The sequence below is a fragment of the Halarchaeum nitratireducens genome (assembly GCF_014647155.1).
GTDB lineage: Archaea > Halobacteriota > Halobacteria > Halobacteriales > Halobacteriaceae > Halarchaeum > Halarchaeum nitratireducens.
In genome coordinates, this window is record NZ_BMOQ01000001.1 from 268,984 (window position 1) to 292,736 (window position 23,753).

24 protein-coding genes, 2 tRNA genes, 1 pseudogene and 1 riboswitch are annotated in these 23,753 nt (G+C 69.7%); of the genes and pseudogenes, 8 read left to right on the forward strand and 19 right to left on the reverse strand.

The genetic code is table 11. The features are described from left to right. Positions 1 to 51: 51 nt before the first annotated feature. From IEX91_RS01385 to cofG, 3 genes are all read right to left on the reverse strand, one after another. The gene (locus tag IEX91_RS01385) at positions 52 to 1,554 is read right to left on the reverse strand and encodes a Coenzyme F420 hydrogenase/dehydrogenase, beta subunit C-terminal domain (RefSeq protein WP_188876665.1); all 1,503 of its coding nucleotides are present in this window, start codon (positions 1,552 to 1,554) and stop codon (positions 52 to 54) included. Continuing rightward, a complete protein-coding gene (locus tag IEX91_RS01390) occupies positions 1,547 to 3,247 on the reverse strand; it encodes a nitrite/sulfite reductase (protein ID WP_188876910.1) in 1,701 nt (566 codons plus the stop codon). Before IEX91_RS01390 ends, IEX91_RS01385 begins: the two co-directional genes overlap by 8 nt. A 206-nt stretch (positions 3,248 to 3,453) precedes the next feature. Beyond that, positions 3,454 to 4,542 carry a 7,8-didemethyl-8-hydroxy-5-deazariboflavin synthase subunit CofG gene (gene cofG, locus IEX91_RS01395; RefSeq protein WP_188876667.1) on the reverse strand — a complete coding sequence of 363 codons (1,089 nt, stop codon included), beginning with the start codon at positions 4,540 to 4,542 and terminating at the stop codon, positions 3,454 to 3,456. Between the two features lie 103 nt (positions 4,543 to 4,645). Between cofG and trpB the strand changes: the two are divergent. Then, positions 4,646 to 5,796 (forward strand): annotated as a pseudogene (gene trpB, locus IEX91_RS01400) (tryptophan synthase subunit beta). A gap of 131 nt (positions 5,797 to 5,927) precedes the next feature. On the opposite strand, the gene cofC reads toward trpB, so the two are convergent. From cofC to IEX91_RS01420, 4 genes are all read right to left on the reverse strand, one after another. Further along, on the reverse strand, positions 5,928 to 6,533 hold the full coding sequence (gene cofC, locus IEX91_RS01405) for a 2-phospho-L-lactate guanylyltransferase (protein WP_188876669.1): 606 nt from the start codon (positions 6,531 to 6,533) through the stop codon (positions 5,928 to 5,930). A gap of 41 nt (positions 6,534 to 6,574) precedes the next feature. Then, entirely contained in the window at positions 6,575 to 7,360 is a 786-nt protein-coding gene (locus tag IEX91_RS01410; protein ID WP_188876672.1) for a DUF4398 domain-containing protein, read from the reverse strand. Then, complete coding sequence (locus IEX91_RS01415) at positions 7,338 to 8,519, reverse strand: tubulin/FtsZ family protein (RefSeq protein WP_188876674.1); 1,182 nt, start codon at positions 8,517 to 8,519, stop codon at positions 7,338 to 7,340. Before IEX91_RS01415 ends, IEX91_RS01410 begins: the two co-directional genes overlap by 23 nt. 177 nt (positions 8,520 to 8,696) lie before the next feature. After that, positions 8,697 to 9,584: a complex I NDUFA9 subunit family protein gene (locus IEX91_RS01420; RefSeq protein ID WP_188876676.1), complete on the reverse strand. Its 888-nt coding sequence runs from the start codon at positions 9,582 to 9,584 to the stop codon at positions 8,697 to 8,699. Positions 9,585 to 9,701: 117 nt separating this feature from the next. Between IEX91_RS01420 and tmk the strand changes: the two genes are divergently transcribed. After that, positions 9,702 to 10,286, forward strand: coding sequence for a dTMP kinase (gene tmk, locus IEX91_RS01425; protein WP_188876678.1), 585 nt, complete (start codon positions 9,702 to 9,704; stop codon positions 10,284 to 10,286). A gap of 25 nt (positions 10,287 to 10,311) precedes the next feature. Here tmk and IEX91_RS01430 read toward each other — a convergent pair whose 3' ends face one another. Continuing rightward, entirely contained in the window at positions 10,312 to 10,791 is a 480-nt protein-coding gene (locus tag IEX91_RS01430; RefSeq protein ID WP_188876680.1) for a DUF5813 family protein, read from the reverse strand. A gap of 76 nt (positions 10,792 to 10,867) precedes the next feature. Then, positions 10,868 to 10,932, forward strand: a riboswitch (Fluoride riboswitch). Positions 10,933 to 10,936: 4 nt separating this feature from the next. Between IEX91_RS01430 and IEX91_RS01435 the strand changes: the two genes are divergently transcribed. Then, a complete protein-coding gene (locus tag IEX91_RS01435) occupies positions 10,937 to 11,341 on the forward strand; it encodes a CrcB family protein (protein WP_188876682.1) in 405 nt (134 codons plus the stop codon). Next, positions 11,338 to 11,694, forward strand: coding sequence for a fluoride efflux transporter FluC (locus tag IEX91_RS01440; protein WP_188876684.1), 357 nt, complete (start codon positions 11,338 to 11,340; stop codon positions 11,692 to 11,694). The genes IEX91_RS01435 and IEX91_RS01440 overlap by 4 nt, the downstream gene beginning before the upstream one ends. Positions 11,695 to 11,697: 3 nt before the next feature. Here the strand turns inward: IEX91_RS01440 and IEX91_RS01445 are convergent, their stop codons facing one another. The 8 genes from IEX91_RS01445 to IEX91_RS01480 all read right to left on the reverse strand — a co-directional run bounded on the left by IEX91_RS01445 (position 11,698) and on the right by IEX91_RS01480 (position 15,770). Beyond that, positions 11,698 to 12,129, reverse strand: coding sequence for a universal stress protein (locus IEX91_RS01445; protein ID WP_188876686.1), 432 nt, complete (start codon positions 12,127 to 12,129; stop codon positions 11,698 to 11,700). A gap of 335 nt (positions 12,130 to 12,464) precedes the next feature. Beyond that, positions 12,465 to 12,547, reverse strand: a tRNA-Leu gene (locus IEX91_RS01450). A gap of 43 nt (positions 12,548 to 12,590) precedes the next feature. After that, positions 12,591 to 12,929 carry a ferredoxin gene (locus IEX91_RS01455; protein ID WP_188876688.1) on the reverse strand — a complete coding sequence of 113 codons (339 nt, stop codon included), beginning with the start codon at positions 12,927 to 12,929 and terminating at the stop codon, positions 12,591 to 12,593. Between the two features lie 50 nt (positions 12,930 to 12,979). After that, a complete protein-coding gene (locus IEX91_RS01460) occupies positions 12,980 to 13,531 on the reverse strand; it encodes a peptidylprolyl isomerase (RefSeq protein ID WP_188876690.1) in 552 nt (183 codons plus the stop codon). 81 nt (positions 13,532 to 13,612) lie between these two features. Continuing rightward, positions 13,613 to 14,680 (reverse strand): anthranilate phosphoribosyltransferase, encoded by a 1,068-nt coding sequence (locus IEX91_RS01465; protein WP_188876692.1) that lies wholly within the window; start codon positions 14,678 to 14,680, stop codon positions 13,613 to 13,615. A gap of 49 nt (positions 14,681 to 14,729) precedes the next feature. Then, entirely contained in the window at positions 14,730 to 14,927 is a 198-nt protein-coding gene (locus IEX91_RS01470; RefSeq protein ID WP_188876694.1) for a hypothetical protein, read from the reverse strand. 97 nt (positions 14,928 to 15,024) lie between these two features. Beyond that, a tRNA-Ile gene (locus tag IEX91_RS01475) sits at positions 15,025 to 15,098 on the reverse strand. Between the two features lie 99 nt (positions 15,099 to 15,197). Further along, a complete protein-coding gene (locus IEX91_RS01480) occupies positions 15,198 to 15,770 on the reverse strand; it encodes an FxsA family protein (RefSeq protein WP_188876696.1) in 573 nt (190 codons plus the stop codon). Positions 15,771 to 15,891: 121 nt separating this feature from the next. Between IEX91_RS01480 and IEX91_RS01485 the strand changes: the two genes are divergently transcribed. After that, on the forward strand, positions 15,892 to 17,511 hold the full coding sequence (locus IEX91_RS01485; protein ID WP_188876698.1) for a DUF255 domain-containing protein: 1,620 nt from the start codon (positions 15,892 to 15,894) through the stop codon (positions 17,509 to 17,511). 141 nt (positions 17,512 to 17,652) lie between these two features. Beyond that, positions 17,653 to 18,447, forward strand: coding sequence for a TrmB family transcriptional regulator (locus IEX91_RS01490; RefSeq protein WP_188876699.1), 795 nt, complete (start codon positions 17,653 to 17,655; stop codon positions 18,445 to 18,447). A 41-nt stretch (positions 18,448 to 18,488) separates the two neighbouring features. Here the strand turns inward: IEX91_RS01490 and IEX91_RS01495 are convergent, their stop codons facing one another. Further along, a complete protein-coding gene (locus IEX91_RS01495) occupies positions 18,489 to 19,316 on the reverse strand; it encodes an NAD(+)/NADH kinase (RefSeq protein ID WP_188876701.1) in 828 nt (275 codons plus the stop codon). A gap of 129 nt (positions 19,317 to 19,445) precedes the next feature. Between IEX91_RS01495 and IEX91_RS01500 the strand changes: the two genes are divergently transcribed. Further along, positions 19,446 to 20,420 carry a KaiC domain-containing protein gene (locus IEX91_RS01500; RefSeq protein ID WP_188876703.1) on the forward strand — a complete coding sequence of 325 codons (975 nt, stop codon included), beginning with the start codon at positions 19,446 to 19,448 and terminating at the stop codon, positions 20,418 to 20,420. A gap of 241 nt (positions 20,421 to 20,661) precedes the next feature. Then, positions 20,662 to 21,069: a DUF7522 family protein gene (locus IEX91_RS01505; protein ID WP_188876705.1), complete on the forward strand. Its 408-nt coding sequence runs from the start codon at positions 20,662 to 20,664 to the stop codon at positions 21,067 to 21,069. 259 nt (positions 21,070 to 21,328) lie between these two features. Here IEX91_RS01505 and IEX91_RS01510 read toward each other — a convergent pair whose 3' ends face one another. Next, complete coding sequence (locus IEX91_RS01510; protein WP_188876707.1) at positions 21,329 to 21,754, reverse strand: universal stress protein; 426 nt, start codon at positions 21,752 to 21,754, stop codon at positions 21,329 to 21,331. Between the two features lie 51 nt (positions 21,755 to 21,805). Then, entirely contained in the window at positions 21,806 to 23,689 is a 1,884-nt protein-coding gene (locus IEX91_RS01515) for an ATP-binding protein (RefSeq protein ID WP_188876709.1), read from the reverse strand. Between the last annotated feature and the right edge of the window lie 64 nt (positions 23,690 to 23,753).

The window sequence follows — 23,753 nt, forward strand, 5'->3', positions numbered from 1 at the left end:
TGTGAGCGGAGCGAACCGATCAGGCGGCGGCGGGGCGGACCGCCGGCCGGTTCAGTGCCCGCGGTCGTGGGGTGCGACCTGCGTGCCGTAGTACTCCGCGTGGTCGGTGTAGTCGATGAAGCGCGGCGCGTCCGGATCGAAGGGGCGTTCGAGCGACTCGAAGGCCTTCTTCTTGTCCCAGCCCTGGAGCTTCCCGACCGCCTTGCGCGAGTCGAGGTCGCGGTGTTCGAGGGCGTGCTCGGTGAGTTCCCACGCCTCCATGCCTTCCTCGGTGCGGACGATGACGGAGGAGTAGCCGTCCGCGGAGCCGACGGATCCGACGGTGATGTCGGAGGTCATGCCGGTGAAGTCCGCGCACTCGTCACAGCCCTTGAGGGTGGCGTCGTGGAACTCGCCGACGTCCTCGGCGATGATCTGCTCGCCGTCGTTTCCGTAGACGCGCATCTCCCCCTCGATGACGTCCATCTTCCCGATGTCCTCGGGGTAGATGTCGCGCTTCTCGGCGAGCTGCTCACCGATGAGGCGCTCGTAGTTGAAGTTCTTCGTGCACATCAGCGAGATGCGGTAGTCGACGGCCCCGAGGAGCTCCGTCTGTGCGCCCTTCGACCAGTCGAAGTCCTGGAGGGCGCGGACGCCCTCGATCTCGCAGGGCGTGCCGACGAGCGCGAGGCTGAGGTCCTCGGGGTCCTTCTCGGGGAGCTTGTGCTCCCACCGCCCGAGGTCGAGGTTGCCGAGCGCCATCGTCTGGTTGTAGAACGAGCCGGCGTTCTCGACGAGGTCCTCGTGGCTCGTGGCGAGGAAGGACTCGGCCTTCCACGGGTCCTCTTCGGACTCGGTGGCGACGAGCGCACCGTCGATCTCGCCCTCCTCCAGCAGCGTGGAGAGGACGGCGGTGACGACGCCGCCGTCCTGGGCGTCCTCGTGCCAGTCGTCGCGAACCTGTGCCGTGAACTCCGTGATGGGGTCACCAGCGCCGCTGACGTTGTCGTCGCCGCCGGTGATCTTCCACTGGCGCTCGTAGCGCAGACCGCCGCGCGGACAGAAGTCCCAACACATCGAGCAGCCCGTACACATCTTGACGAGCTCGGGGTGGCCGTCGTCGCCGACGCCGATGGAGTCGGAAGGACAGGCGGCGACGCAGGTCCCACACTGGATACAGCGGTCGGCGTCGATGACCGCCTCGTCCAGCTCCGTGAACCACGTCTTCTCGTCGGGCGTCTCGATGTCGTTCATCTCCGAGCGGATCGAGTACTCGGGGGTGTCGAGATCGACGCCCTCCGGGACGCCGACGCGCTTGTCGGGCTCCGCGCCCGGAGAGTCGACGTCCTGGCTCTTGCCCGTCGAGGGCTCGGTGAACTCCAGGTCGCCGAGCTGACCGTTCTCGTCGACGTTGACGGCTCCACCGTCCGCGCGGACGTCCGCGTTCGCGCTCCGGCTCTGGCCGGCACCCGTCGAGCAGCCACAGTCGCTCCCGCAGGCCTCGCCCTCGTTCCCGCCGTCGCTCGCGTTCGACGATCCGGCGCTCGGAACGCCCGGTTGGGGGCGTTCAGTCACCGTGCGCCACCCCCGTCGAGACGGGGCCGTCGGCACGCTGCATCACGGTGCGCAGGCGGTCGTTGTCGACGCGGCGCGTCCACTCGTAGAAGCGCTCGCCCTCCGTGCGCTCCTCGGTGTAGACGGCAAACAGCTCCTCCAGGGCGTCGGTGACGCTCCCGGCGGGGACGGCGGTCTCCACCCAGTCGATGAAGGCGTTGTCGGCGCCGAGGCTTCCCCCGAGGCCGACGTCCATGCCCTCGACGATGTCGTCGTCTGAGTTGTCCGCGGTCTCGACCTTCACGGTCTCGCCGCGGAAGCCGACGTCGGCGATCTGGGGCTGCGCGCACGAGGCCGAGCACCCGGACATGTGCATGCGGACGACGTCGAGGTCGTCGGGCGTCTCGATCTGCTCGTCGAGCTGGCGCGCCCACTGCTTCGTGCGGGCCTTCGTCTCGATGATCGCGTACTTGCAGTATTCGGTGCCCGTGCAGGCGACCGCGCCGCGGGAGAACGGGCCGGGGTCGGGCTGGTAGTCCTCGGCGAACTCCTCGTTCACGAGGTCCTCGACGTTCTCCTCGGGGACGTGGGTGATGAGGAAGTTCTGGTCGGTGGCGAGGCGAATGGTCGACTCCTCGGTGCCGTACTCCTTCGCCGCTCGTGCGGCCTCGACGAACTCGTCGCCACCGACGCGACCGGAGATGACGTTGAAGCCGACGTACTGCAGTCCCTCCTGCTTCTGGTCGTGGACGCCGACGTGGTCGCCGACGTACCCCTCGGTGAGGTCGATCCCGCTCTCGGGGAGCTCCACGTCGCAGCGCTCGCGGACCGCCTGCTCGAAGTTCTCCGGGCCCATCTGCTGGACGAGGTAGCGCATCCGGCAGACGCCGCGGTTGTGCCGGTCGCCGAGCTCCTTGAACGTCTGCGCGATGGCGCGGCAGAGCTCGACGGCGTCCTCCGGGCGGACGAAGACGTCGAGGTTCGAGGCCATCCGCGGGCCGTCCGAGAGGCCGCCGCCGACGCGGAGGTGGAAGCCGTACGTGTAGCCGGCGCCCTCGCCGTCGAGTTCCTTCTTCGCGGGGACGAGCCCGACGTCGTTGATCTGGGACTGCGCGCAGTCGTGCTTGCAGCCCGTGATCGTCATCTTGAACTTCCGCGGGAGGTTGCCGAACTCGCGGTTGCCGGTGAAGTAGTCGCTGACGGCGTCGATGACCGGCTGGGCGTCGAAGCACTCGTGCTCGTCGAGGCCCGCCGCGGGACAGCCGAGGACGTTGCGCGCGGAGTCACCGCATCCCTGGATCGTGGTGAGGCCGACCTCGTCGTACTTGTCCCAGATCTCCGGGATGTCCTCGACGCGGATCCAGTGCATCTGGATGTCCTGTCGCGTCGTGATGTCGAGGTAGGCGTCGCCCCAGTAGTCGTCGTTGACCTCGTCGTACTCCTCCTCGGGCTGGACCGCGTACTCGTCGGCGACCTCGCCGATGACCTCGGCCTGCTCGGGTGTGAGGTGGCCGCCGGGGACCTTCGTCCGCATCATGAAGTACCCCTCCTGCTTCTGGGTGTAGGTGCCCGCCCACTTCAGGCGCTCCCACTCGCCGTCCCCCGCCCGCTCCTCGATCTCGTCGAAACCGAGCTCCTCCTCTGCGTACTCGCGGAGGTCCGCGACGACATCGAGGGGATGTTTCTCCTGTTTCCACTGTTCGGTCGTGTTCAGACTCACTGTGTTACGCCTAGATGCGCGCCACCCTCTTTGTACCTATGTCCGCAAGCGGTGCCCCGACTCCCGGGTTTCACTGTATTCCGCCCGCACCCACGACGGTTCGTTCGCGGCAAAACACGCCTCAAAGCGACCGAACGCCACGCCACCCGTCGCTTAAGACAAACGAACTCATCACAGATACCGGCAAAAATTGCGAGCCCTTACGGATCGGCGCGGACGGCCCGGTAGCGTTCGCCGGCCTCGTCCGTCGCGTCGAGGGCCGCCAGCATGCGCTCGGAGAGCCACGCCTCGTCGAGGTAGCGCTCGTACGTCGGGAGTCGCTCCGTCAGCGGGACGCCCGCGTGCTCGGCGACGGCCTCCAGTTCGCGCAGCGCCGGCCACGCGTACTCGGGGTTGACGTGGTCGTCCGTCACCGGCGATACGCCCCCCAAGTCGTCGATCCCGCAGTCGACGACGTCGCGGGCGTCCATGAGGTTCGGCGGTACCTGCACGGAGACGCCCTCCGGGAGGACGGCGCGCGCCATCGCCACCGCGCGACGCATCGTCGCCGTCGACGGCGACCCCTCCTGCCAGCGCTCGTTGTCCGTGACCGGTTGGACGATCACCTCCTGGACGTGCCCGTATCGTCGATCGAGCTCCCGGATCGCTAGCAGGCTCTCCGCCCGGTCGCGCCACGTCTCGCCGAGGCCGACGAGGATGCCCGTCGTGAAGGGGATCCCGTGTTTCCCCGCGTTGGCGATGGTGTTCAGGCGCTGGCCCGGCACCTTCGAGCGCGGCCCGCCGTGCGCCCGCACCTCGGCGGTCGTCTCCAGCATCACGCCCATCGAGGCGTTGACGTCCGCGACCGCCCCCATCTCCTCGTAGGTCTGATCGCCCGGATTGCTGTGCGGGAGGAGCCCCTCCTCCAGGGCGATCTCGCAGGCCTCGCGGAGATACGTGTGGATCGAGTCGTGACCGAGGTCGGCGAGCTCGTCGTGGATCTCCGTGTACCGATCGTCCGGATCGTCGCCGAAGGTGAAGAGCGCCTCCGTACAGCCCGCGGCCGCGCCGCGCCGACACGTCTCGCGGATCTCCTCGGGCGTCATGAGCGTCGCCTGTCCGGGCGGATCGTAGTAGGTGCAGTAGGTACACGTGTAGCGACACGCCGTCGTCAGCGGGAGGAAGACGTTCCGCGCGAAGGAGAGCTCGTCCGCCGCCGCGACGTCGTCCGGACGGACCGCGAGCGCGTCCCGCACGTCGCGCTCCGCGACCGTCACGTCGACGTCGTACGCCTCGATACCCGGGAACACGCCCGGCGCTACTGCGTCCGTGCCGAAAAACGTTGCTACAGGGGCGACGCGTCCCGCCACGAGCGGCGCACGCTTTATGCCGGTCAGGGCGAATCCCTCGCGTATGTCCGGCACGTTCGACGGCTACGGCGGCCGCCACGTCCCCGATCCGCTCGAAGCGCCCCTCGAACAGCTCGCGGCGACCTACGACGACCTGAGAGACGACGACGACTTCCGCGCGGACCTCGATCTGTTCCTCCGCGACTTCGCGGGCCGTCCGACGCCGCTCTACTACGCCGAGCGCCTCTCCGCGGAGTACGGCGCCGAGATCTACCTCAAGCGCGAGGACCTCCTCCACGGCGGCGCCCACAAGATCAACAACGCCCTCGGACAGGGCCTCCTCGCCCACCACGCCGGCAAGGACCGCCTCATCGCGGAGACGGGCGCGGGTCAGCACGGTACCGCGACGGCGATGGTCGGCGCGCTCCTCGGCCTCGACACGGAGATCTACATGGGCGAGAAGGACATCGAGCGCCAGAAGATGAACGTCTTCCGCATGCGTCTGATGGGCGCCGAGGTCAACGAGGTCACGCGCGGCGACGCCGGCCTCGCGGACGCCGTCGACGCCGCCCTCGAGGACTTCGCGGCGAACGTCGAGGACACCCACTACCTCGTCGGCAGCGTCGTCGGCCCCGACCCCTTCCCGCGGATGGTCCGGGACTTCCAGCGCGTCATCGGCGACGAGGCCCGCGAGCAGTTCCGCGAGCGCACCGGCGGCCTCCCCGACGCCGCCGTCGCCTGCGTCGGCGGCGGATCGAACGCCATGGGCCTCTTCCACGCCTTCCGCGACGACGACGTCGAGTTCCACGGCGCGGAGGGCGGCGGCGAGGGCGCGGACTCGAAGCGTCACGCCGCGCCGCTCGCCGCCGGCGAAGACGGCGTCATCACGGCATGAAGACGCGCGTCATCGACGACGACGTCGAGGTCCACTCCGTCTCCGCCGGTCTCGATTACCCCGGGGTCGGCCCCGAGCACGCCATGTTCCGCGCCGTCGGGCGCGCCGAATACACCGGGATCCCGGACGACGAGGCGCTCGCCGCCTTCCGCGACCTCGCGGAGTGCGAGGGGATTATCCCCGCCCTCGAATCGAGCCACGGGCTCGCGCTCGCCAAGCGCCTCGCCGAGGCGGGCGAGCACGACACGCTCCTCGTGAACCTCTCCGGGCGCGGCGACAAGGACATGGAACAGGCCGCGGAGCGCTTCGACCTCGGCTGAGCCGCCACGCGTCGACCGACACCGGTGCCACGGCCTCCGATACCGCGGCGTCTCCGACGTGCGCGGCGTCACGGCGGTACTGACAGCCCGCCGCGACACGTCCATCACCGAGCGCGACGCCCGCGACCGGGTCACTCCCTCCGGGTGACGTTCGTCCGCCCAGCGCCGTCGGCGAGCGCGACGCCCGCGTCTCTGAGCCACCTGGGCGTCCGCCCCTCGCCGCGCGACAACACGTCCGCGAGGTCCGCGCGCTCGTCGACGTCGAGGGCGAGGCGCGCCGCGTCGAACTCCCGCACCGAACAGCCCGCCGCCGCGGCGTTCCGCAGGTGGTCGCGGTACGACGCGCCGTGGTAGTCGACCGCGAAGCCGTCGTCGCGGACGACGAGCGCGTTCGTCCCGCCGCCGAGGCCGGGCGCGAGGACGACGTCGCCCGACGCCGCGAAGAGGGACCGGAGGACGCGCGGCGTCGCCAGCGCGAGGTCCGCCATCACGACCGCCGTCCCCGGATCGAGGCGCGCGTTCACGGCGTCGCTCAGCCCCCGCTCGTCCACCGCGACCGGCGCGTCGCACGCGACGTCCTCGGTGGCGACGACGAGCGGCTCGCCACCCGCCGCGTGCACCGCGTCGAGGACGTCCGCGAGCATCACCGCCGCCAGCTCGCGGCGCTCCGCGGGCGAGAACAGCGCGTCGAGACGCGTCTTCGGATCCGTCGCGTCGAACGGGACGAGCGTCCGCATCGTCACCCGCTACCCGGCCGAGGCGAAAAAGCCGTGTGACTTCAGCCGAGGCGGTCGTAGGTGTCGCGCTGATTCAGGTACCACCAGACGATCCCCCCGAGGATCACGAGGAGCACGACGACACCGCCGCCGATGAGCGCCCAGCGCTGGGTCCGCTGGGAGGAGGAGGCCGCGTCGGCCCGCGACTCCGCCTGGTTCGCCAGCGAGACCGCGTTGTCGAAGTTCCCCGCGTTGTACGCGGACTTCGCGTTCTGCAGGAGGTCGCGGGCGTCACCGATCCCCGCGCCCGACGCCGCGGCGCTCTCGACCGCGCTCTCGGACTGCTCGATCTCCATCCGGGCGCTCTGACTCGCCTCCGTGTACGGCCGGACGTCGTCCCACGTCTCGATCACCGTCGCCGAGCCGCCGGGTTGGGCCTGCGTGAACGCCGCGTACGTGATCGATTGCGCCGGCTCGTAGCTCCAGCGCTCGACCGGCGGCGTCGTGCCCGTCAGGTCGACGGTCACGCGCGTGACGCCCTCGCTCGCCTCCAGATCGTAATCGAACGACCGGCCGTTCAACACCCGCTTGTCGACCTGCGCGCCGGTGTTGTCGTACGTCGTCACGACCCACGTCACGTCCGTCAGCTCCGTCTCGCCGCGAAGCGTCCACTCGTTGTACTGCCCGGAGAAGGGATCCGTGAACGTGAACTGCGTCTCCTGTTTCGCGCCGACCTCGGCGCTCTGGGGCACGTCGCCGCTCGCGTCGACGGCGAGCGCGCCGCCGGCGGCCGTCGCGAGGAGCACGAGCGCCGCGAGCGCGAGCTTAGAACAGCGGCTCGAGTTCATCGTCGTCGTCTTCGACGAGCTCCTGTAAGTTCTGTTCGCTCTCCGATTCGATCTCGCCGATGTTCTCCTGGGCCTCAATGGCGACCTGTTGGAGCTCCTTGATCCGCGGGACGTTCGTCACGCCGCTGAGCAGGACGACGGCCGCGACGTTGTCGGAGGCCTCGACGGGGTAGTCGCCGCCGCGCACCTCCATCGAGCCGGTCTGCTCTTCGAGCCACTTGCGCCCGCGCTCGATCCCCTTCCGGTTGAGGAACTTCGAGGGGCCGGCGGTGACGAGCAGCGCCCGCTCCGCGCCGTCGATCTCGCAGGGGAGAGTGAGCCGCCCGAGCGCGGCCTTCCGGACGAGCGACGTGATCCGGTTCGTCGTGTTCGCCGAGTCCAGCGAGCTCTCCTCGTTCGAGCCGGTGAACCGCGAGAGGATGCCACCGCCCCCCTTCTCGTCCGCGACGCTCTCCGCCGCGTACCCGACCGTCGAGACCCCACCGCCCGCGAGCGTGTTGATGATCTCGGAGGAGTCGACGACGCTCTCCGCGACCTCGCCGCCCTGCTCGACCTCGCCCGCGCCGAAGAGGATGCCGAAGCGTTTGACGATCTCCTCGTTGATCTGCGCGTAGCCCCCCTGCATCGACTCGCCGGTCTTGCGCCACGCGTCGTTGTCGAAGACGAGGAGGTTGTCGACCTCGCGCACGAGCGTCTGGAACGACCGCGCGGCGTTCAGCGTGTAGATGCCGCCCTCGTCGCCCGCGGGGAGGACGCCGAGCCCGTAGACGGGTTCGGTGTAGATGCGTTTGATGTGGCGCGCCAGGACGGGCGACCCGCCGGAGCCGGTGCCGCCACCGAGGCCGGTGATGATGAGGAACGCGTCGATCTCGTGGACGGGGATGTCGTCGATCGACCCCTGGATCTCGTCGATGTCCTCCTCGGCGATCTCGGCTCCGAGTTCGTTGTCCGCGCCGACGCCGTGGCCCTTCACCCGCGATTGGCCGATGAGCACCCGGTTCTCCTCCGGGACGTGCTCCAGCCCCATCAGGTCGGCCTTCGCCGTGTTGACCGCCACGGCCGCCCGGACGATGTTGCTCCCCGCCTGCTGGTCGTGCTCGAGGAACGCATCGAGTATCTTCCCACCGGCTTGTCCGAAGCCGATCATTGCGAGTTTCATGCTGGTGGCCGTTGCCGTATCGAGTGCGATCAGACGGATAAGTGTTGGTGTGACGGTCGTCCGACTGTCTGGCGATACGCGACGATACCGGGAGTCTCACGGGCTAACTGGCGCCAGCGGCTTCGTCGCACACCGCTCGGCCGCTGTCGTGACGGCACGCCACGCGCCGCCGCGGGCCTAGTGCCCCTCTTCGAGGTACTCTTCGAGTCGCGTCAGGTCCTCGGGATCGCGCCCGAACGCCGTCACGTCGTTCTCCGCGACGGTGTTGTCGAAGCGCAGCGAGCGGTACTGGTCGTCGCCGAAGGGGACGAACGGGAGCGGATCGGCGAGCGACATCCCGACCCCCGCGAGCGCCATCGGCACCGGGAGGACCGTCAGCGACTGGCCCTTCGACCGATAGACGGCTCTCGCCACGTCCGCGAGCGTCAACACCTCCGGGCCGCCCACCTCGTAGGTCGCGCCGTCGTGCTCGCCGTCGAGTCCGTCCGCGATCATGGCCACCAGATCGCCGACCCAGAGCGGCTGGAAGCGCGTCTTCCCGCCCCCGGGCAGCGCCGTCACGTACGGCGTGGTCAGCGTCTCCGTGAACGAGACGAACTCCCCGCCGTCCCCGAACACGACCGAGGGCCGGAAGATCGTCCACGCGAGCTCCGAGTCGCGCACCACCTCCTCGGCTCGCCCCTTCGCGCGGATGTACGCCGTCTCCCCGTCGGGGTCCGCTCCGAGCGCCGACAGCTGCACGATCTTCCCGACGCCGTGCTCCTCGGCGGCGTTCACGACGTTCCGCGTCCCCTCGACGTGGACCGCGAAGTGCCGCTCGTCGCCGCCCCGCGGTTTGAACAGCGGCGAGAGCGCCACGAGGTTGACGACGGCGTCTTGGCCCTCGAAGGCGCCCGCGATGGAGTCGTACGCCGTCACGTCGCCGGTCGCGGTCTCGACGCCGTCGGCGATCCGCGCGTCGCCCGGCGAGCGCGAGAGCGCGGTCACGTCGTGGCCGCGTTCGTCGAGTTCGCGGCAGAGGTGCGTCCCGATGAATCCCGTGCCGCCCGTGACGAGGACCTTCATGTCCCGAGCGTTCGCACGACACCGCCCTAAAACTACCTCCGTTTCACACCGATACCCCGGCTCGTCGGCCGGCGGCCGAGACGGCACGCCTAAACCGGCCCGTCGGGAACGACGCGTATGCTCGTCACGCTCGAAGGGATCGACGGGAGCGGCAAGACGACCGCGTGGGGGGCGCTCCGGGAGGCCCGTGGCGACGGCTACGCGTTCACCCGCGAACCCACCGACTCGTGGTATGGCGAGGCCGTCCTTCGCTCCGTCCGCGACGACGACGCCGATCCGCTCGCCGAGGCGTTCCTCTACACGGCCGACCACGCCGCCCACCTCTCGCGGACCGTCCGCCCCGCGCTGGAGCGCGGCGACGTCGTCGTCTCCGATCGCTACTCCGATTCGCGCTACGCCTATCAGGGCGTCGCCCTCGACGGCGTCGTCGACGACCCGGTCGATTTCGTCCGCCGAATTCACGCGCCGTGGACTCGCCCCCCCGATCTCACGCTCTACTTCGACGTCGATCCCGAGGTCGCCGCCGAACGCGCCGGCGCGACGAACAAGTTCGAGCAGGTCGCGTTCCTCGAACGCGTCCGCGAGAACTACGAGGCCCTGATCGCCGCCGATCCCGAGCGCTTCGTTCGGATCGACGCCGAACGGCCCGTCCACGACGTCCGCGAGCGCGTCGAGTCGGTGCTCGACGAGCGCGTCGAGTGATCCCCTAGCCTCGGCCTCTCTCCGCTCAGAGCTGATCGGCTTGCGCGTTCCCGGCCGCTCGATCCCGGAGGTCCTGGACGCCCTCGCGGTAATCGTAGCCCGGGATGATCCCCTCGAACCACGTCCCTTCGACGTAGTTCACGACGGCGAGCGCGTCGTCCCCGGCGTTCTCCGGGCGCGCGTCGATCGTCGCCTCGAAGACGACGTCGCCGTCGTCGCGCTCGACCGTCGGGTCGCCCCGCGCTTCGGCGCGCGTCACGTTCGTCGCGTCGTCGAGGCGGAGCGCCAGCGTCTCGAACCACCCGTCCTCGACCACCGGCGCCACGTCCTCGCGTTCCGTTACCGACGCCGACAGCGTCGGGACGCGCACCGTCACCGTCACCGCCCCGTCCTCTACGACCACCGTCGCGTCCCAGTCGTTCGTCGTCGGCGCGTACGCGCCGTCGCCCGCGTCCTCGAACGTCGGGTGGGCCGCGAACGCCGCTCGGATGTCTCCGTCGCTCATACGGGGGGAACGGCCGCGACGGAAATGGGCGTTGCGCTACTCCGCCGGGCGTAAGTAGGTGCCCGACGACCGTCGACGTGACCGCGGCGATGGCGTCCGCCCGAACCGCCGGGTCCGCCGGCTGATGACGCCTTCTCACACAGCCATGTCCACCGGCACCCTCACTTCCGGCCCGCTCCTCGCACGCATCGAAGTCCTCGCGCTGGTCGCCCTCGGCGGGTTCGCCGGCGCGAACTGTCGGTACGCCGTGAGCCTCGCCGTCCCCGGTCTCGGCGGCACGCTGCTCGCCAACGTCGGTGGGGCCTTCCTCCTCGGGTTCGTCCTCTACGAGTCCCGCTACGCGGGGTCACTCTCCCCCGAGACGCGCCTCGCCGTCTCCACGGGCTTCCTCTCGTCGCTCACCACGTACAGTACGTTCGCCCTCCAGAGCGCGCAGTCCCCGCCGCTCGTCCTCGTCGGCAACGTCGTCGCCACCTACGCGCTCGGCTTCGCCGCCGTCGCCGCCGGCCGCGCGCTCGCCCGTCGCAGCACCCGGGGTGAGTCCGCGTGACCCCACTCACCGACCCCGCCTACCTCGTCGGAGTCGGCGGCGCGCTCGGCGCGCTCCTCCGCACGCTCGTCGGCGAACTCGTCACCGCCGACGCCTATCCCGCGAGCACGCTCGTCGTCAACGTCGTCGGGAGCTTCTGTCTCGCCGCGCTCACCGCCGCCGGCGCGGGCGACGATCTCGTCCTCCTCCTCGGGACCGGCGCCTGCGGCTCGTTCACCACGTTCTCCTCGTTCGCCGTCGAGACCGTGCGCCTCTGGGAGGACGGCGACCGTCCCCGCGCCGCCGTCCACGCGGGCGCGAACCTCGGCGGCGCCGGGGTCGCTATCGCGCTCGCGTGGCTCCTCGTCGGCTGAGCGTCACTCCCCGACCCGGACGACCATCACCGGGACCTCGGCGTGTCGGAGGACGCGCTCCGTCACGCTCCCGAGGAGGAAGCGCTCGACGCCAGAGCGGCCGTGCGTCCCCATCACGATCGCGTCGCAGTCCTCATCCGTCACGGTGTCGAGGATGACCTCGTGGGGCGATCCCTCCGCGACGATCTTCTCGACCGGGATGCCCTCCTCGTCGCCCCGCTCGGCGACCGCCGCGACCGCTTCCTCGCCCTCCGCGTACAGTTCGTCCTGCAGCGTGGTCCACTTCGCCTCGGGTAGCGCCGTGTAGTCGCGGGTGTCGACGGCGTACAGCGCGACGACCGTCGCGCCCGTCAGCTCGGCGAGCTCCATCGCCTCGTCGATCGCGTCCTCGCTCTCCGGGCTCCCGTCCGTCGGCACTAGAATCCGATCGTACATACACTCCGACTTCACCCCCCTCCTACAAGAACGTGATCCCCAAAGCGGGAGACGACGGCCCGGTCGACGGTCGTGGCGCGCCGTCGGGGGCGCGTCGTCGACTCGACGCGTCGCTCATCAGAGTGCGAGCGGTGGGGTTCGAACCAACGTGAGACGGTCACTCCCTCCGTTCGCGCTGCAACTCGCTGGGCCGCGAATCCCTCGTCTCGACTCACGACCCCCCTCCGGTCGTCGGAGTGCGAGAGGTGGGATTCGAACCACGGTCGTTCCGCTTCGCTTCACTCACTGATTCGAATCTCACAGTCTCGATTCACTGCTCGCGTCGCTCGCAGGAATGCGAGAGGTGGGATTCGAACCCACGTACCCCTACGGGAGCGGGTCTTAAGCCCGCCGCCTTTGGCCACTCGGCCACTCTCGCGGCCGTCCCTTCACGCGGCCGGCGCAAACCGTTTTCGTTTACGTCACCAGTCGACGGAGATCGTGCCGTCGCCCTCGGGATCGGGCGCGACCTCCTCGTCCGTCCGGCGGTTGACGACGTGGATGACGCCGCGGCCCTTCTTCGCCGGGCAGGCCTCGGCGGCGGCGACGTTGTGCGCGAGGTCATCCTCGCCGAAGAAGAAGGCCACGGGACGCGCCATCCCGCTCGTGAGGTCCATCTCCCAGTTCTCGGAGACGGCGGCGCACTTCCCCGCGCCGAAGCACTTGTTCGCCTCGAAGAGCACCTTGTACGGTGCCTCCTCGATCGGCGGGGCGTCCCCCTCGCCGATCACCGCGGGGTCGAGTCCGTCCGAGTCGCTCATGTCCCTTTCTCGTGTCGCGGGCGCTTGAGCGGTTCGCTCTGGACGCCGCTCTAAACGCCGAGACCCGAGTAGTCGACGTCGCGCGTGTCGCCGTTCATCGAGACGGACTCCAGCGTGACGTCCTCTCTGGGCTCGTCGTTGCGGTCCGTCGGGACGCTCCCGATCTCCTCGACGACGTCCATCCCGTCGATCACCTGCCCGAAGACCGCGTGCCGGTCGTCGAGGTGCGGTTGGGCGTCGAGCGTGATGAAGAACTGCGAGCCGTTCGTGTTCGGCCCGGAGTTCGCCATCGAGACGGTGCCGGCGTCGTCGTGGCGGAGGTCCTCGTGGAACTCGTCGTCGAACTGATAGCCCGGGCCGCCCCGCCCCGTCCCGGTCCGGTCGCCCGTCTGGATCATGAAGTCGCTGATGATCCGGTGGAACGGCACGTCCTCGTAGTACGCCTCGTTCTCGACGACCTCGCCCGTCTCGGGGTCCTCCCACGCGATCTTCCCGTTCGAGAGCCCGACGAAGTTCCCGACCGTCGTCGGAACCTTCTCCGGGTAGAGCTCGATCTCGATGTCGCCCTCGCTCGTGTGCAGCGTCGCCGTCAGCTCGCTCATACTCGGGGATGGGTGCAAGAACGGAAAACGCCACCGGTGCGATCCGCGCGGCGACGCGCGGCCGGTCGTTCGGTCGAGGCGTCAGGGCGAGAACGCCCGCAGGTCCGCGAGGGTCTCGGCGGCCGCGCCCGTCTCGATGGTCTCGCGCGCGACGGCGATCCCCTCCTCGATGTCCGCGACGTCCTCGGCCGCGTAGAGGCGCAGCGCGGCGTTGAGCGCGACGGCGTCCGCGAAGGCGTCCGTCCGCTCGCCCGCGAGCACGCCCGCCGTGATGCGCGCTGAGTCCGCGGCGACGTCCGCGACTTCGAGGTCCGCGTTCTCGACCGCCATCCCGTACGCCTCGGTCTCGATGGTGAAGTCCTCAAGGGCGTCGCCGTCCCACTCCGCGACCGTCGTCGAGCCCGGACGGACGTCGTCGTACCCCTCCAACCCCTGGAAGAGGAGTACCCGCGAGAACTCCGCGGTCTCGCTCGTCGCGACGGTCTCGGTGAGCTTCTTGGCGAACGAGAGGTGGTAGAAACTCCCGAGGTGGACGTCCGCCCTCGCGGGGTTCGCCAGCGTCTCGACGGTGTTGACGAACGTGCGGACGCCCATCTGCTTCCGACGGTCGAGCAGGCCGTGGACGCCCGGGTTGAAGTTCGGCTGGTAGTAGAAGCCAAAGCCCACGTCGTCCGTCATCGCCGCCGAGGCGGCGGGATCGAGGTCCGTCTCCACGCCGAGCTCGTCGAGGACGTGTTTGTACGCGACGCCCTCGCCCGACGGGACGCGGTCACCCGAGTGGACGACGACGGGCGTGCCCGCGCCGGCCGCGACGAGGCCCGCCGCGACGCCGAGCAGCGCCGTTCGTCCCTTCCCGTCGTAGTTCGCCCCGCAGTCCACGGGGTCGCACTCGGGGGCCATCGAGGCCACGGAGTCGCGCGCCATCACGTCGCGGTACGCCGCGAGCTCCGTCGGCGTGTTCTTCTTCCACCGATTCGCCAGCCAGAACGCCCCCAGCGTCGTCGGATCCGGCTCCCCGCGCAGGACGCGCTCGAACGCCCCCGTCGCCTGCGCGCGCGTCATGTCCTCCGCCGATTTCGGCCCCGACCCGACGACCTCGCTCAGCAGGCGCTTCAGCGGCCACTCCCCCGACTCCTGTTCGCTCGCCATGTACGGTCGATGTGGGGCGACGGCCGTAAACGCTCCCCTCCGCGCCGGCTCAGTTCGCCCCGATGTCGACGTGGCGGAGCCACCCGTGCCAGAGGAGGAACGCCACGCCGAGATAGCCGGCGACGAAGACGACGTCCGCCACCAGCGGATAGCCCGCGCGGTTGAGGTAGTAGTGCGCCATCCCCGGTCCGAGGATTCCCACGACGGCCAACGTGGCCAGCGTCCACCGCGAGTACCGTTCGCTCATGGTCGGGCTTGGGCGTCCGCGAGGGTCAACGGTTCGGTTCAGTTCGGGAGCGACGGAGACGTATCGGAGACGGCTGGCGACACGTCAGAAAAACGAGTGGGCCAGTGCGGATTTGAACCGCAAGCCTCCACCTTATCAGAGTGGCGCTCTACCTAGTTGAGCTACTAGCCCGCGCCCGCTGCGTCCATCACTTCGTTGCCGGGTGAGAAGGTTAAGGGTTTCCTTTCGGGGGAGCCCAGGGACGCCTTGCCACGCCGTCGGGCGATCCGCTCAGTCCGTCGTCCGGCCGTCCTCGTCGTCGAACTCTACGTCGTAGGCCTCCTCGTCGATGTCGACCGTGTCGCCGTCGCGGCGTCCGCCCGGACCGCCGGAGCCCCCCGGTCTGGGACCGCTCCCGCCCATCGGTCCCATCCCGCCGTCGCCGCTCGGGAAGCCGAACGTGTAGACGTTGCCGGTGGCGAACCCGCCGGTCATCTCGTCCATCTTTGGAACGACGAATCGGGATTTGACGACGCCCCGAACGAGGCGGCGCGTCGGCGGGAAGACGAGGAGGAAGCCGACGACGTCGGTGACGAACCCGGGCGTGAGGAGGAACGCGCCGGCGGCGACGAGGAGGCCGCCGTCGACGAGTTCGTCCGTCGGCGGCTCGCCCCGCGCGAGCGAGCGCTGGATGCGCCGCAGGGTGTGTCGGCCCTCGGCGCGCACGGCCAGCATCCCGAGGAGGCCGGTGAGCACGACGAGGGCGACGATGAGCCGCCAGTCGAGGAACGCGCTCGACGCCACGAGGAGGAGCGCGTCCGCGAGCGGGATCAACAGGAGTCCCGCGATGAGGCGCTTTGCCATCTCGTCACGGACTAGGCCGCTCGCGCGTTATGGGCTTTTCGAGGCGTCGCGGCGCGACGCTCGGGTCTCCGCCCGTCGCCGTCTCCGAAGCGCTTTCCCGCGGGCCGCGCGACCCGTCGGTATGGACGAGTCCGCCGAACGGACGAAAGTGGAGTGGCGGCCCTGGGGGCCGGCGGCGTTCGACGAGGCCGAGGCGTCCGATAAGCCCGTGTTGCTCTCGCTCGTCGCGTCGTGGTCGGCGCGCTGTCGGGAGATGGACGGCGGTGCCTTCTCGGTGCCGACGGTCGCCGCGAACGTCAACGAGGAGTTCGTGCCCGTCCGCGCGGACGCCGATCGCCATCCGCGCGTCCGCGAGCGGTACAACATGGGCGGGTTCCCCTCGACGGTGTTCCTCACGCCGACGGGCGACCTCATCGCCGGCGCGACCTATCTCGAACCCGAGAGCCTTCGGGGCGTCCTCGACCGCGTCCGCGAGACGTGGGCGGAGAAGGGTGCGGAGGCGGGTCGCGTCCCGCGCGCGCTCCGCGGACAGGCGCCGCCCGCCGGTCCCGTCACCGCGGACATCGAGGCGCTCGTCGCCGGCCAACTCGGCGAGCAGTACGACGAACGCTTCGGCGGGTGGGCGACGAACCAGAAGTTCCCGCTCCCGCGGACGATCGATTTCGCGCTGAAGCGCGAGCGCCAACAGGCCCTTCGGACCTTGGAGGCCGTGAGCCGGAACCTCGCGGACGACTACGACGGGGGATTCTACCGCTTCGCGCACGCCCGCGACTGGAGCGATCCCCAGCGCGAGAAACTGCTGGCGACGAACGCCGGCCTCCTCCGCGCGTTCGCGAACGCCTACCTCTACACGGGGCGCGAGACGTACGAGGGGCCGGCGTCGAACGCCGTCGAGTACCTCACGTCGACGCTCTGGACGGGCGAGGCCTTCGCGGGCAGCCAACACCCCGGCGACTACTTCGAGCGCCCCCCCTCGGAGCGCGCCGCGGACGACGAACCCGGCGTCGACGCGACCGCGTACGCCGGACACAACGCCCGCGCGGCCGACGCGCTCCTCACGTATTACGCGTACACGGACGACCGGACGGCGCGGCGCTACGCCGAGCGCACTCTCGACTACCTCGCCGAGACGCTCGTCGAGGACGGCGTCGTCGTGCGCTACGACGACCCGGACGCGCCCCGCGGCATCCTCACCGACCACGCGGCGCTCGCGGTCGCGTTCGCCCGCGGCGCGCAGACCGTCGACCCGGACTACCTGGACGTCGCCACGGCGGTCGCCGATCACGCCGTCCGGACGCTTCAGGACGCGGCGTTCCGTGACGGTCCCGAGGAGGCGGTCGGCCTGCTCGATAAGCCGCTCCACCCGATCGACGACAACGCGACGATGGCCCACGGCCTCCTCGACCTCTCGGCGCTCACGGGCGACGACACGTACCGCGACGCCGCCCGCGACGCCATCGGCGCGTTCGCCGGTGCGGCCGACCGGATGGGCGTACAGGTCGCGGATTACGCCGCGGCCGCCTCGCGGGCCGTCGAACGCCCCCTCACGGTCCGCGTGGGCGATGCGCCCGGAACCGACCTCCACCGCGCGGCGCTCCGCGTCGCCGACCACGAGAAGGTCGTCGTCCCGGACGCGGACGGCATCGAGGACGGCGCCGCGTTCGTCGCCATCGACGGCGAGGTACACGGCCCCGCGACCGACCCCGAGGAGCTGACGGCGCTCGTCGCGGAGCACGTCTGACCCGCGCCGCGCCCGCGTGCGAGTCGCCGCCGCGGTGCGCCGTCCGACACGAGTCCGACCGGCCGGAGCGGTGCGTTATCCCGGCGTCCCGCAAACGAAACACTCGATACGTTTAACCACGACCCGACCTAGTGTTCTCGCATGCCGGATCTGACGGATCTCGGACTCTCGAAATACGAGGCCGAGGCCTATCACGCGCTCGTCGACGCCGGACCGACAACTGCCCGGGAGTTGTCCGAGGTGAGCGACGTGCCGATGGGGCGGATCTACGACGTCCTCGGGAGCATCGAGTCCCGACAGCTCGCGCGCTCACAGGACGCCAGCCGGCCGAAGAAGTACGTCGCCGTCGACCCCGATGCCGCGCTCGATCGGCTCCTCGCCGCCCGCGAACGCGAGCTCGACGCCGAAGCCGACCAGTACGCGGCCGTCGCCGACGAGCTCCGGGGTGAGCTCACCGAGCCGCCGGAGCCCGACGAGGGGTACTGGACCGCCGAAGTCGGGGCGGACGACGCGGTCGAGCGCCTCGTCGAACAGATCGACGACGCCGACGAATCGATCTATAACGTCTCGCACACCGTTCCGACCAGCATCGACGTCGACGCGGCCTCGAACCGCATCGGCGACCACCTCGTCGACGCGCTCGAACGCGGCGTCACGATCCGATTCCTCGTCTCGCCGACGCTGCTTGAGGATGTCGCCGACGATCCGAAGCTTTCCCGGCTCGAAGCGTACGAGAACTTCGAGGCGCGCGTCGGCGACTCCGTCCACGGGGACGTCACCATCGTCGACGGTGTCGAGGTCCGCCTCGACCTCCCCAATCCCATCGCGCCCGACGAGGCCTTCGCCGTCATCGACCTCACCGATCCGTCGTTCGCCACGCGCGTCCGCGAGGCCTTCGACCGCGGCTGGGTCGCCGCCGACCCAATCGACGGATAGCGGCCCGCGGCTCCCCGTCCGTACCGCTCCCTCCGTTCGCGCTACTCCAATTTGTTCAGTGCTTGGAAGAAGTCGCTCTCGGGGCCGGCGACGCGCGCGGGCTCGTCGGCGCGCGTCAGCGTGATGATCTCCGGGATCTCGACGTGATAGCGGCTCGCGCCGTCCGCGGACACCACGACCTCGTCCGCGCCGTCGACGCGCACCGTGATCTCGGCGTCCAACGGAACGACGAGCGGCGGCATCGTGTCCGTCGCGCACATGTCGTTCACGATGAATCCCGGGACGCCGGGCTGGACGAGCGGGCCGTCCTCGCTCATGTTGTACGCCGTCGACCCTGTCGGCGTCGCCACGAGCAGACCGTCCGCGTGCCCCGCCGTGTAGAGCGATCCGTCGACGCGCACCTCCATCTCGACGCCCTGGCCGTGTCCGCGTTTCGGGCCCTGCACGACCACCTCGTTCAGCGCCGGCGTCAGCGACCACTCCTGTCCCCCCTCGGCCTGTACTCGCGGGACCTCGCGGGCGCGGACCGTGCCCAGCTCGGCGACGCGCTCGACCTCCTCGTGGACCGCTGCGACCGCGTCGTCCGGCGACACCGCGTTCAGGAAGCCGACCTCGCCGAGGTTCACCCCGAGGATCGGCGTCGAACCCGCGCCGCGGGCGGCGAAGAGGAACGTGCCGTCGCCCCCGATGCTCACCACGAGGTCGCACCGGTCGAACTCCTCGACGGGCGTCCCCGCGACGTCGATGGCGTCCGCTGTCTCCGTGTCGTACCATGTCTCCGCGTCCCGCGCTGCGAGCATCTCGCCGATGTCCGCGGCGAGGTAGGCCGCACGGGCGTTTCCCCGCTGAGCGACGATCCCGACGCGCATACGAACGCCGAGGGGGCGCCCACTGAAAAAGACACACGTGTGCGACGCCGCGGGGGGAACCTTCTTGCCGTCCGCGACTGTCCGAGTACGCAATGGTGGACGCCGCGATAACGCACGGGGGAGCGCGCTGTGTCAGGTGAGGACGACGGCGGGGACGAGTTCGCCGACGCCTTCGACGGCGAGAGCCCCGACGATTTCGAAGACGCCTTCGACAGCGGTGGGAGCGACGGCAGCGACGACGGCGGGGACGAGTTCGCCGACGCCTTCAGCGGCGGTGGCGGCGGTGGTGGAGGCGGCGGCTTCGGCTTCGACGCCAGCGACGAGCCCGACCCCGGCGAGTTCGGCTTCGGCGGCGGTGGCGGCGGTGGGGGGAGCGACGACTTCGCCGACGAGGCGTTCGAGTCCGACATTCCGCGCATCGAGTTCGGCGTCGACGGCCTCGATGAGATGGTTCAGGGAGGGATCCCCGAACGCAGTCTCCTCGTCACCATCGGCGGCGCCGGGACGGGCAAGACCACCTTCGGCCTCCAGTTCCTCCAGCACGGCATCGAGAACGGTCAGAAGGGCGCGTACATCACCCTAGAGGAGAGCTACGAGCGCGTCGTCCAGAGCGCCGGCGAGAAGGGGTGGCCCTTCGAGGAACACGTCGAGAACGGCGACCTCGCCGTCGTCGACCTCGACCCCATCGAGATGGCGAACAGCCTCTCCAGCATCCGCAACGAACTCCCCCAGCTCGTCGAGGAATTCGGCGCCGAACGCCTCGTCCTCGACTCCGTCTCCCTCCTGGAGATGATGTACGACGACCAGGCCACTCGACGGACCGAGATCTACGACTTCACGAAGGCCCTCAAGAACGCCGGCGTCACCACCTTCCTCACGAGCGAGGCCAACCAGGACAACCCCTTCGCCTCCCGCCACGGCATCATCGAGTACCTCACCGACGGCGTCGTCGTCCTCCGCTACGTCCGTCCCGAGGACTTCCGCGAGACGCGCCTCGCCGTCGAGATCCAGAAGATCCGCGACGCCAACCACTCCCGCGAGACCAAACCCTACGAGATCACGAACAGCGGGATCAGCGTCTACCGACAGGCGAACATCTTCTAGGACCTCGTGCCGCGTTCGCCTCGCTCGCTGGTAAAAGCGCCGTCAAAACCCCTCGTCGGAGCCGGTGGCCCCGCCTCGGCCTCGTGGCGAAACCGCGCGGAGATCGCTTCGATCACGCTCGCTCCGCCCGCGGGTGATCGGCGTGATGAGCGTCCGCCCGGGACTACCGCTGGCGCGCGACGCCGGCTGACCGTCCGATGTAGCCACCACCTTGAACTGTGAGACATGTGAACTGTTCTCTGTGAGGGGAGATCGTCGGAGGTTACATCAGTTCGTCGAGGAACAGGCGGGGGACACGTATCGGACGATGTTCTACTACGACGAAGACGATTGGACGACGATCTACGTTCGGGACGACTTGGCGACTGAGCGCCTGCGGGACTCCGTACCGAACATCGTCGAGCGGACGCGAGAGGCGCGCGCACTCGTGAGGGAGGACGATTACGAGCGGCTCGGTGAGACGACCGCGACGACCGAAGTCCACGACTCGGGCGTCGTACTCCACTTCCCACGAGAGGACCGACGCGGAGTCATCATCTCGCTCGATCGTGAGGCGGCACGACGACTGAGCGCTTTCGTCAGCCAGTGCGCCACCATCCTTCAGTCGCCTCCCCCTTCAGCTTTCGAGGCCCGATCGGCGACTGATTAGCTCCGGGCGTCGTCAGACCAGCTACACAGACGTGCGGACAGATGGCACGCAGACCGACGGCTCCCCGACGACGAGCGCCGACGAACCGCACTCCGATGACTCGCGTTCGCACGCGACCGGCTCGTTAGAGCCCGCTCGTGCCGCGATTCACTGTGGTGACGCCGCGAGGCCGAGGCGGGGCCACCGGCCCCGACCAAGGCTTTTGTCGTAGCTTTTGCCAGCGACGGCGCGCGTAGCGCGCCGAGCGCAGCAAAACGTCCTAGCGCACGATCGTGACGGGGACGTTAGAGCGCCGGACGACGCTCTCGGCGACGCTCCCGAGGAGAACGCGCGTGACGCCGCTGCGGCCGTGGCTCCCCATGACGATGTGGTCGTAGTCGTTCTCCTCGGCGTAGTCGACGATGGTCCGCGAGGGCCGCCCGACCTCGGTGACGGTGTCGAGGGTGACGCCGTACTCGTCGGCGGCGTCCCGGGCGTCCTCGAAGAGCGCTTGGGCCTCCTCCTCGGACTGCTCGTACCACTCCTCTGAGTAGCCCGGAACGGTGGCCTGGGCGGTGTAGCCGGCCTCGATGGGGTCGATGATGTTGATGACGGTGATGTCGTCGCTCTGGAACTCATCGAGGGCGTATTCGAGGGCGGCATCGGACTGCTCGGAACCGTCGATCGGAACGAGGATTCGCGTCATGTCCCGGGGTTCGACCGCGCCCGGCAAAAGAGTGGGGGCCGTCGCTGCGCGTCACCCGCGGCCGTGGCGCGTCAGGCAGGTGGGGAGTCCGAGGAGCTCGACGGGCTCTGAGTTGTCCGGCGAGTAGACGACCATCTGACCCGTCTCCATGTAGGGCACTTTCTCGGCGAGCGCCGGGGGGATGTTGACGCTCTTGATGGCGTCCTCGTCGCCGAGGTTGAGGACGACTTTCGTGTTCACCTGCTTGAAGACGCTCTCCGCGACGTCCTGGGGGTCCTGCGTGATGAGGAAGAGCCCCAGTCGCTCCTTTCGCCCCTGTTTGGCGGCGTCCGTGAACTTCCCGACGACTTGGCGGGCCTGAACGGTGTCGGCGTCCGCGAGGAAGTTGTGCGCTTCGTCCATCCCGACGAGCAGCGGCGTGTCGGCGATCCGGGGGAATCGCGGGTCGCTGGAGAGCTTCTCGTCGACGAGGAGGCTGGCGAGCGCGAGGACGACGGTCTCCGTCGCCCGCGAGTCGCTGACGTGGTACGTGGGGACGACGGAGAGGCGTCCGGGCTTCACGAACTGTTCGACGAGGTCCGTGATCGGACGCGCGTCCTGATCGAAGACGCCGTCCGGCATCCCGCGGACGCGTCGGAAGACGGCCTCGTAGGTCGCTTCGTGGATCCGCCCGGACTCGTCGAGTTCCTCTTTGAGCGCGGGATCGTCGAGGAACGAACAGAACTCGGCGTACGTGCCGCCATCCCCGTACTGCTCGAAGAAGCGCGACAGGAGGGTCTGGAGTGCGGGATACTGGTTGTCGTTGAGGCCCGCGGAGGCGGCCAGCCACGGCCGACTCCGCACCATGCTGAACGGGACGGTGAAGGGGATCTGTTCGGCGTCGTGGTGCGCGGCGGTGTACGTCGCGTTCCCCACCGTCGGGACGAACGCGACGGTGTCGTCGTGCCCGCCGTAGGCGACGCCCTCGCGCTCCCAGCGGCGTTCGTCTTCGGCGTCGGCCGCCGGGTTGTCGTCGTGCATCTGGGCGTACTCGTCCTGCGGGTCGAACTGGACGACCGCGGCCCGCACCTCCCGGTCGCTCCCGGCCTCCACCGGGTAGGTGCGCTCCGCGGAGAGGTACTGCCGGAGGACGTTCTTCGCGGTGTGGGTCTTCCCCGATCCCGTCCCGCCGGCGACGAGCGTGTGGCGGAAGGCGAGCGGGTCGCCCGTCGCGTAGTCGTCCGTGACGCGGTAGTCGATCGTCGGCGGCGTCGCGCCCGTCCGGACCTTCTCCCCGCCGACCGCGAGGTGGCCGAGGAACACCCCGTCGTCCGGAATCTTCAGCGCCGTCTTGATCTCCTCGTCGTCGTCCGCCTCGCGCACGATCGTCTCGGGTTTCGGCACGCGATCGGGCATCCGCCGGCGCAGTTCGCCGCCGTCGCGGTAGAGGACGCTCACGGGTTCGAGGTCCGCGATGAACGTGTAGTCGTCCTCGTCGATCCCGCGCTCGCCCATCGCCCGCCGGGCGTGGATCTCGTTCGCGTCGTCGCCGTGGAAGCGCTGGCCGTACTCGAGGCCGACGATCTTGCAGAACAGCGATTCGCCGTCCGGGTAGGGCGCGACGAGGTAGCGCCCGAGGCGGACGTTCGAGCGGTTCGCGCTCGTGACGTACGCCCGGAGGCGCGTCTCGTCCTCGCGCTCGCCGATGCGCAGCCCCTCGGAGACGGCGAGGACGCCGATGCCGTCCCCGTTCGCGCCCTCGTACGCGACGCGCTCGAAGGCGTCCTCCGCCTCGCTCGCCGCGTCGGCGGTCTCGGTGCGTTCGTACCCGCGTCCCGCGTCGACGTCCGCGCCCGTCCGGTCCGGCGCGCCGGTCGACGCGTCGTCGCCGTCGCCGTCGCCGTCGCCGCCGCTCCCCCCGAAGTCGGCGAAGCTCCCGAGGTCCTCGTCGGTCATGTCACGCGAAACACCGCCCGCCCCTAAACGTCTTTTCGTCGCGTGCATCCGCGCCCGCCACACG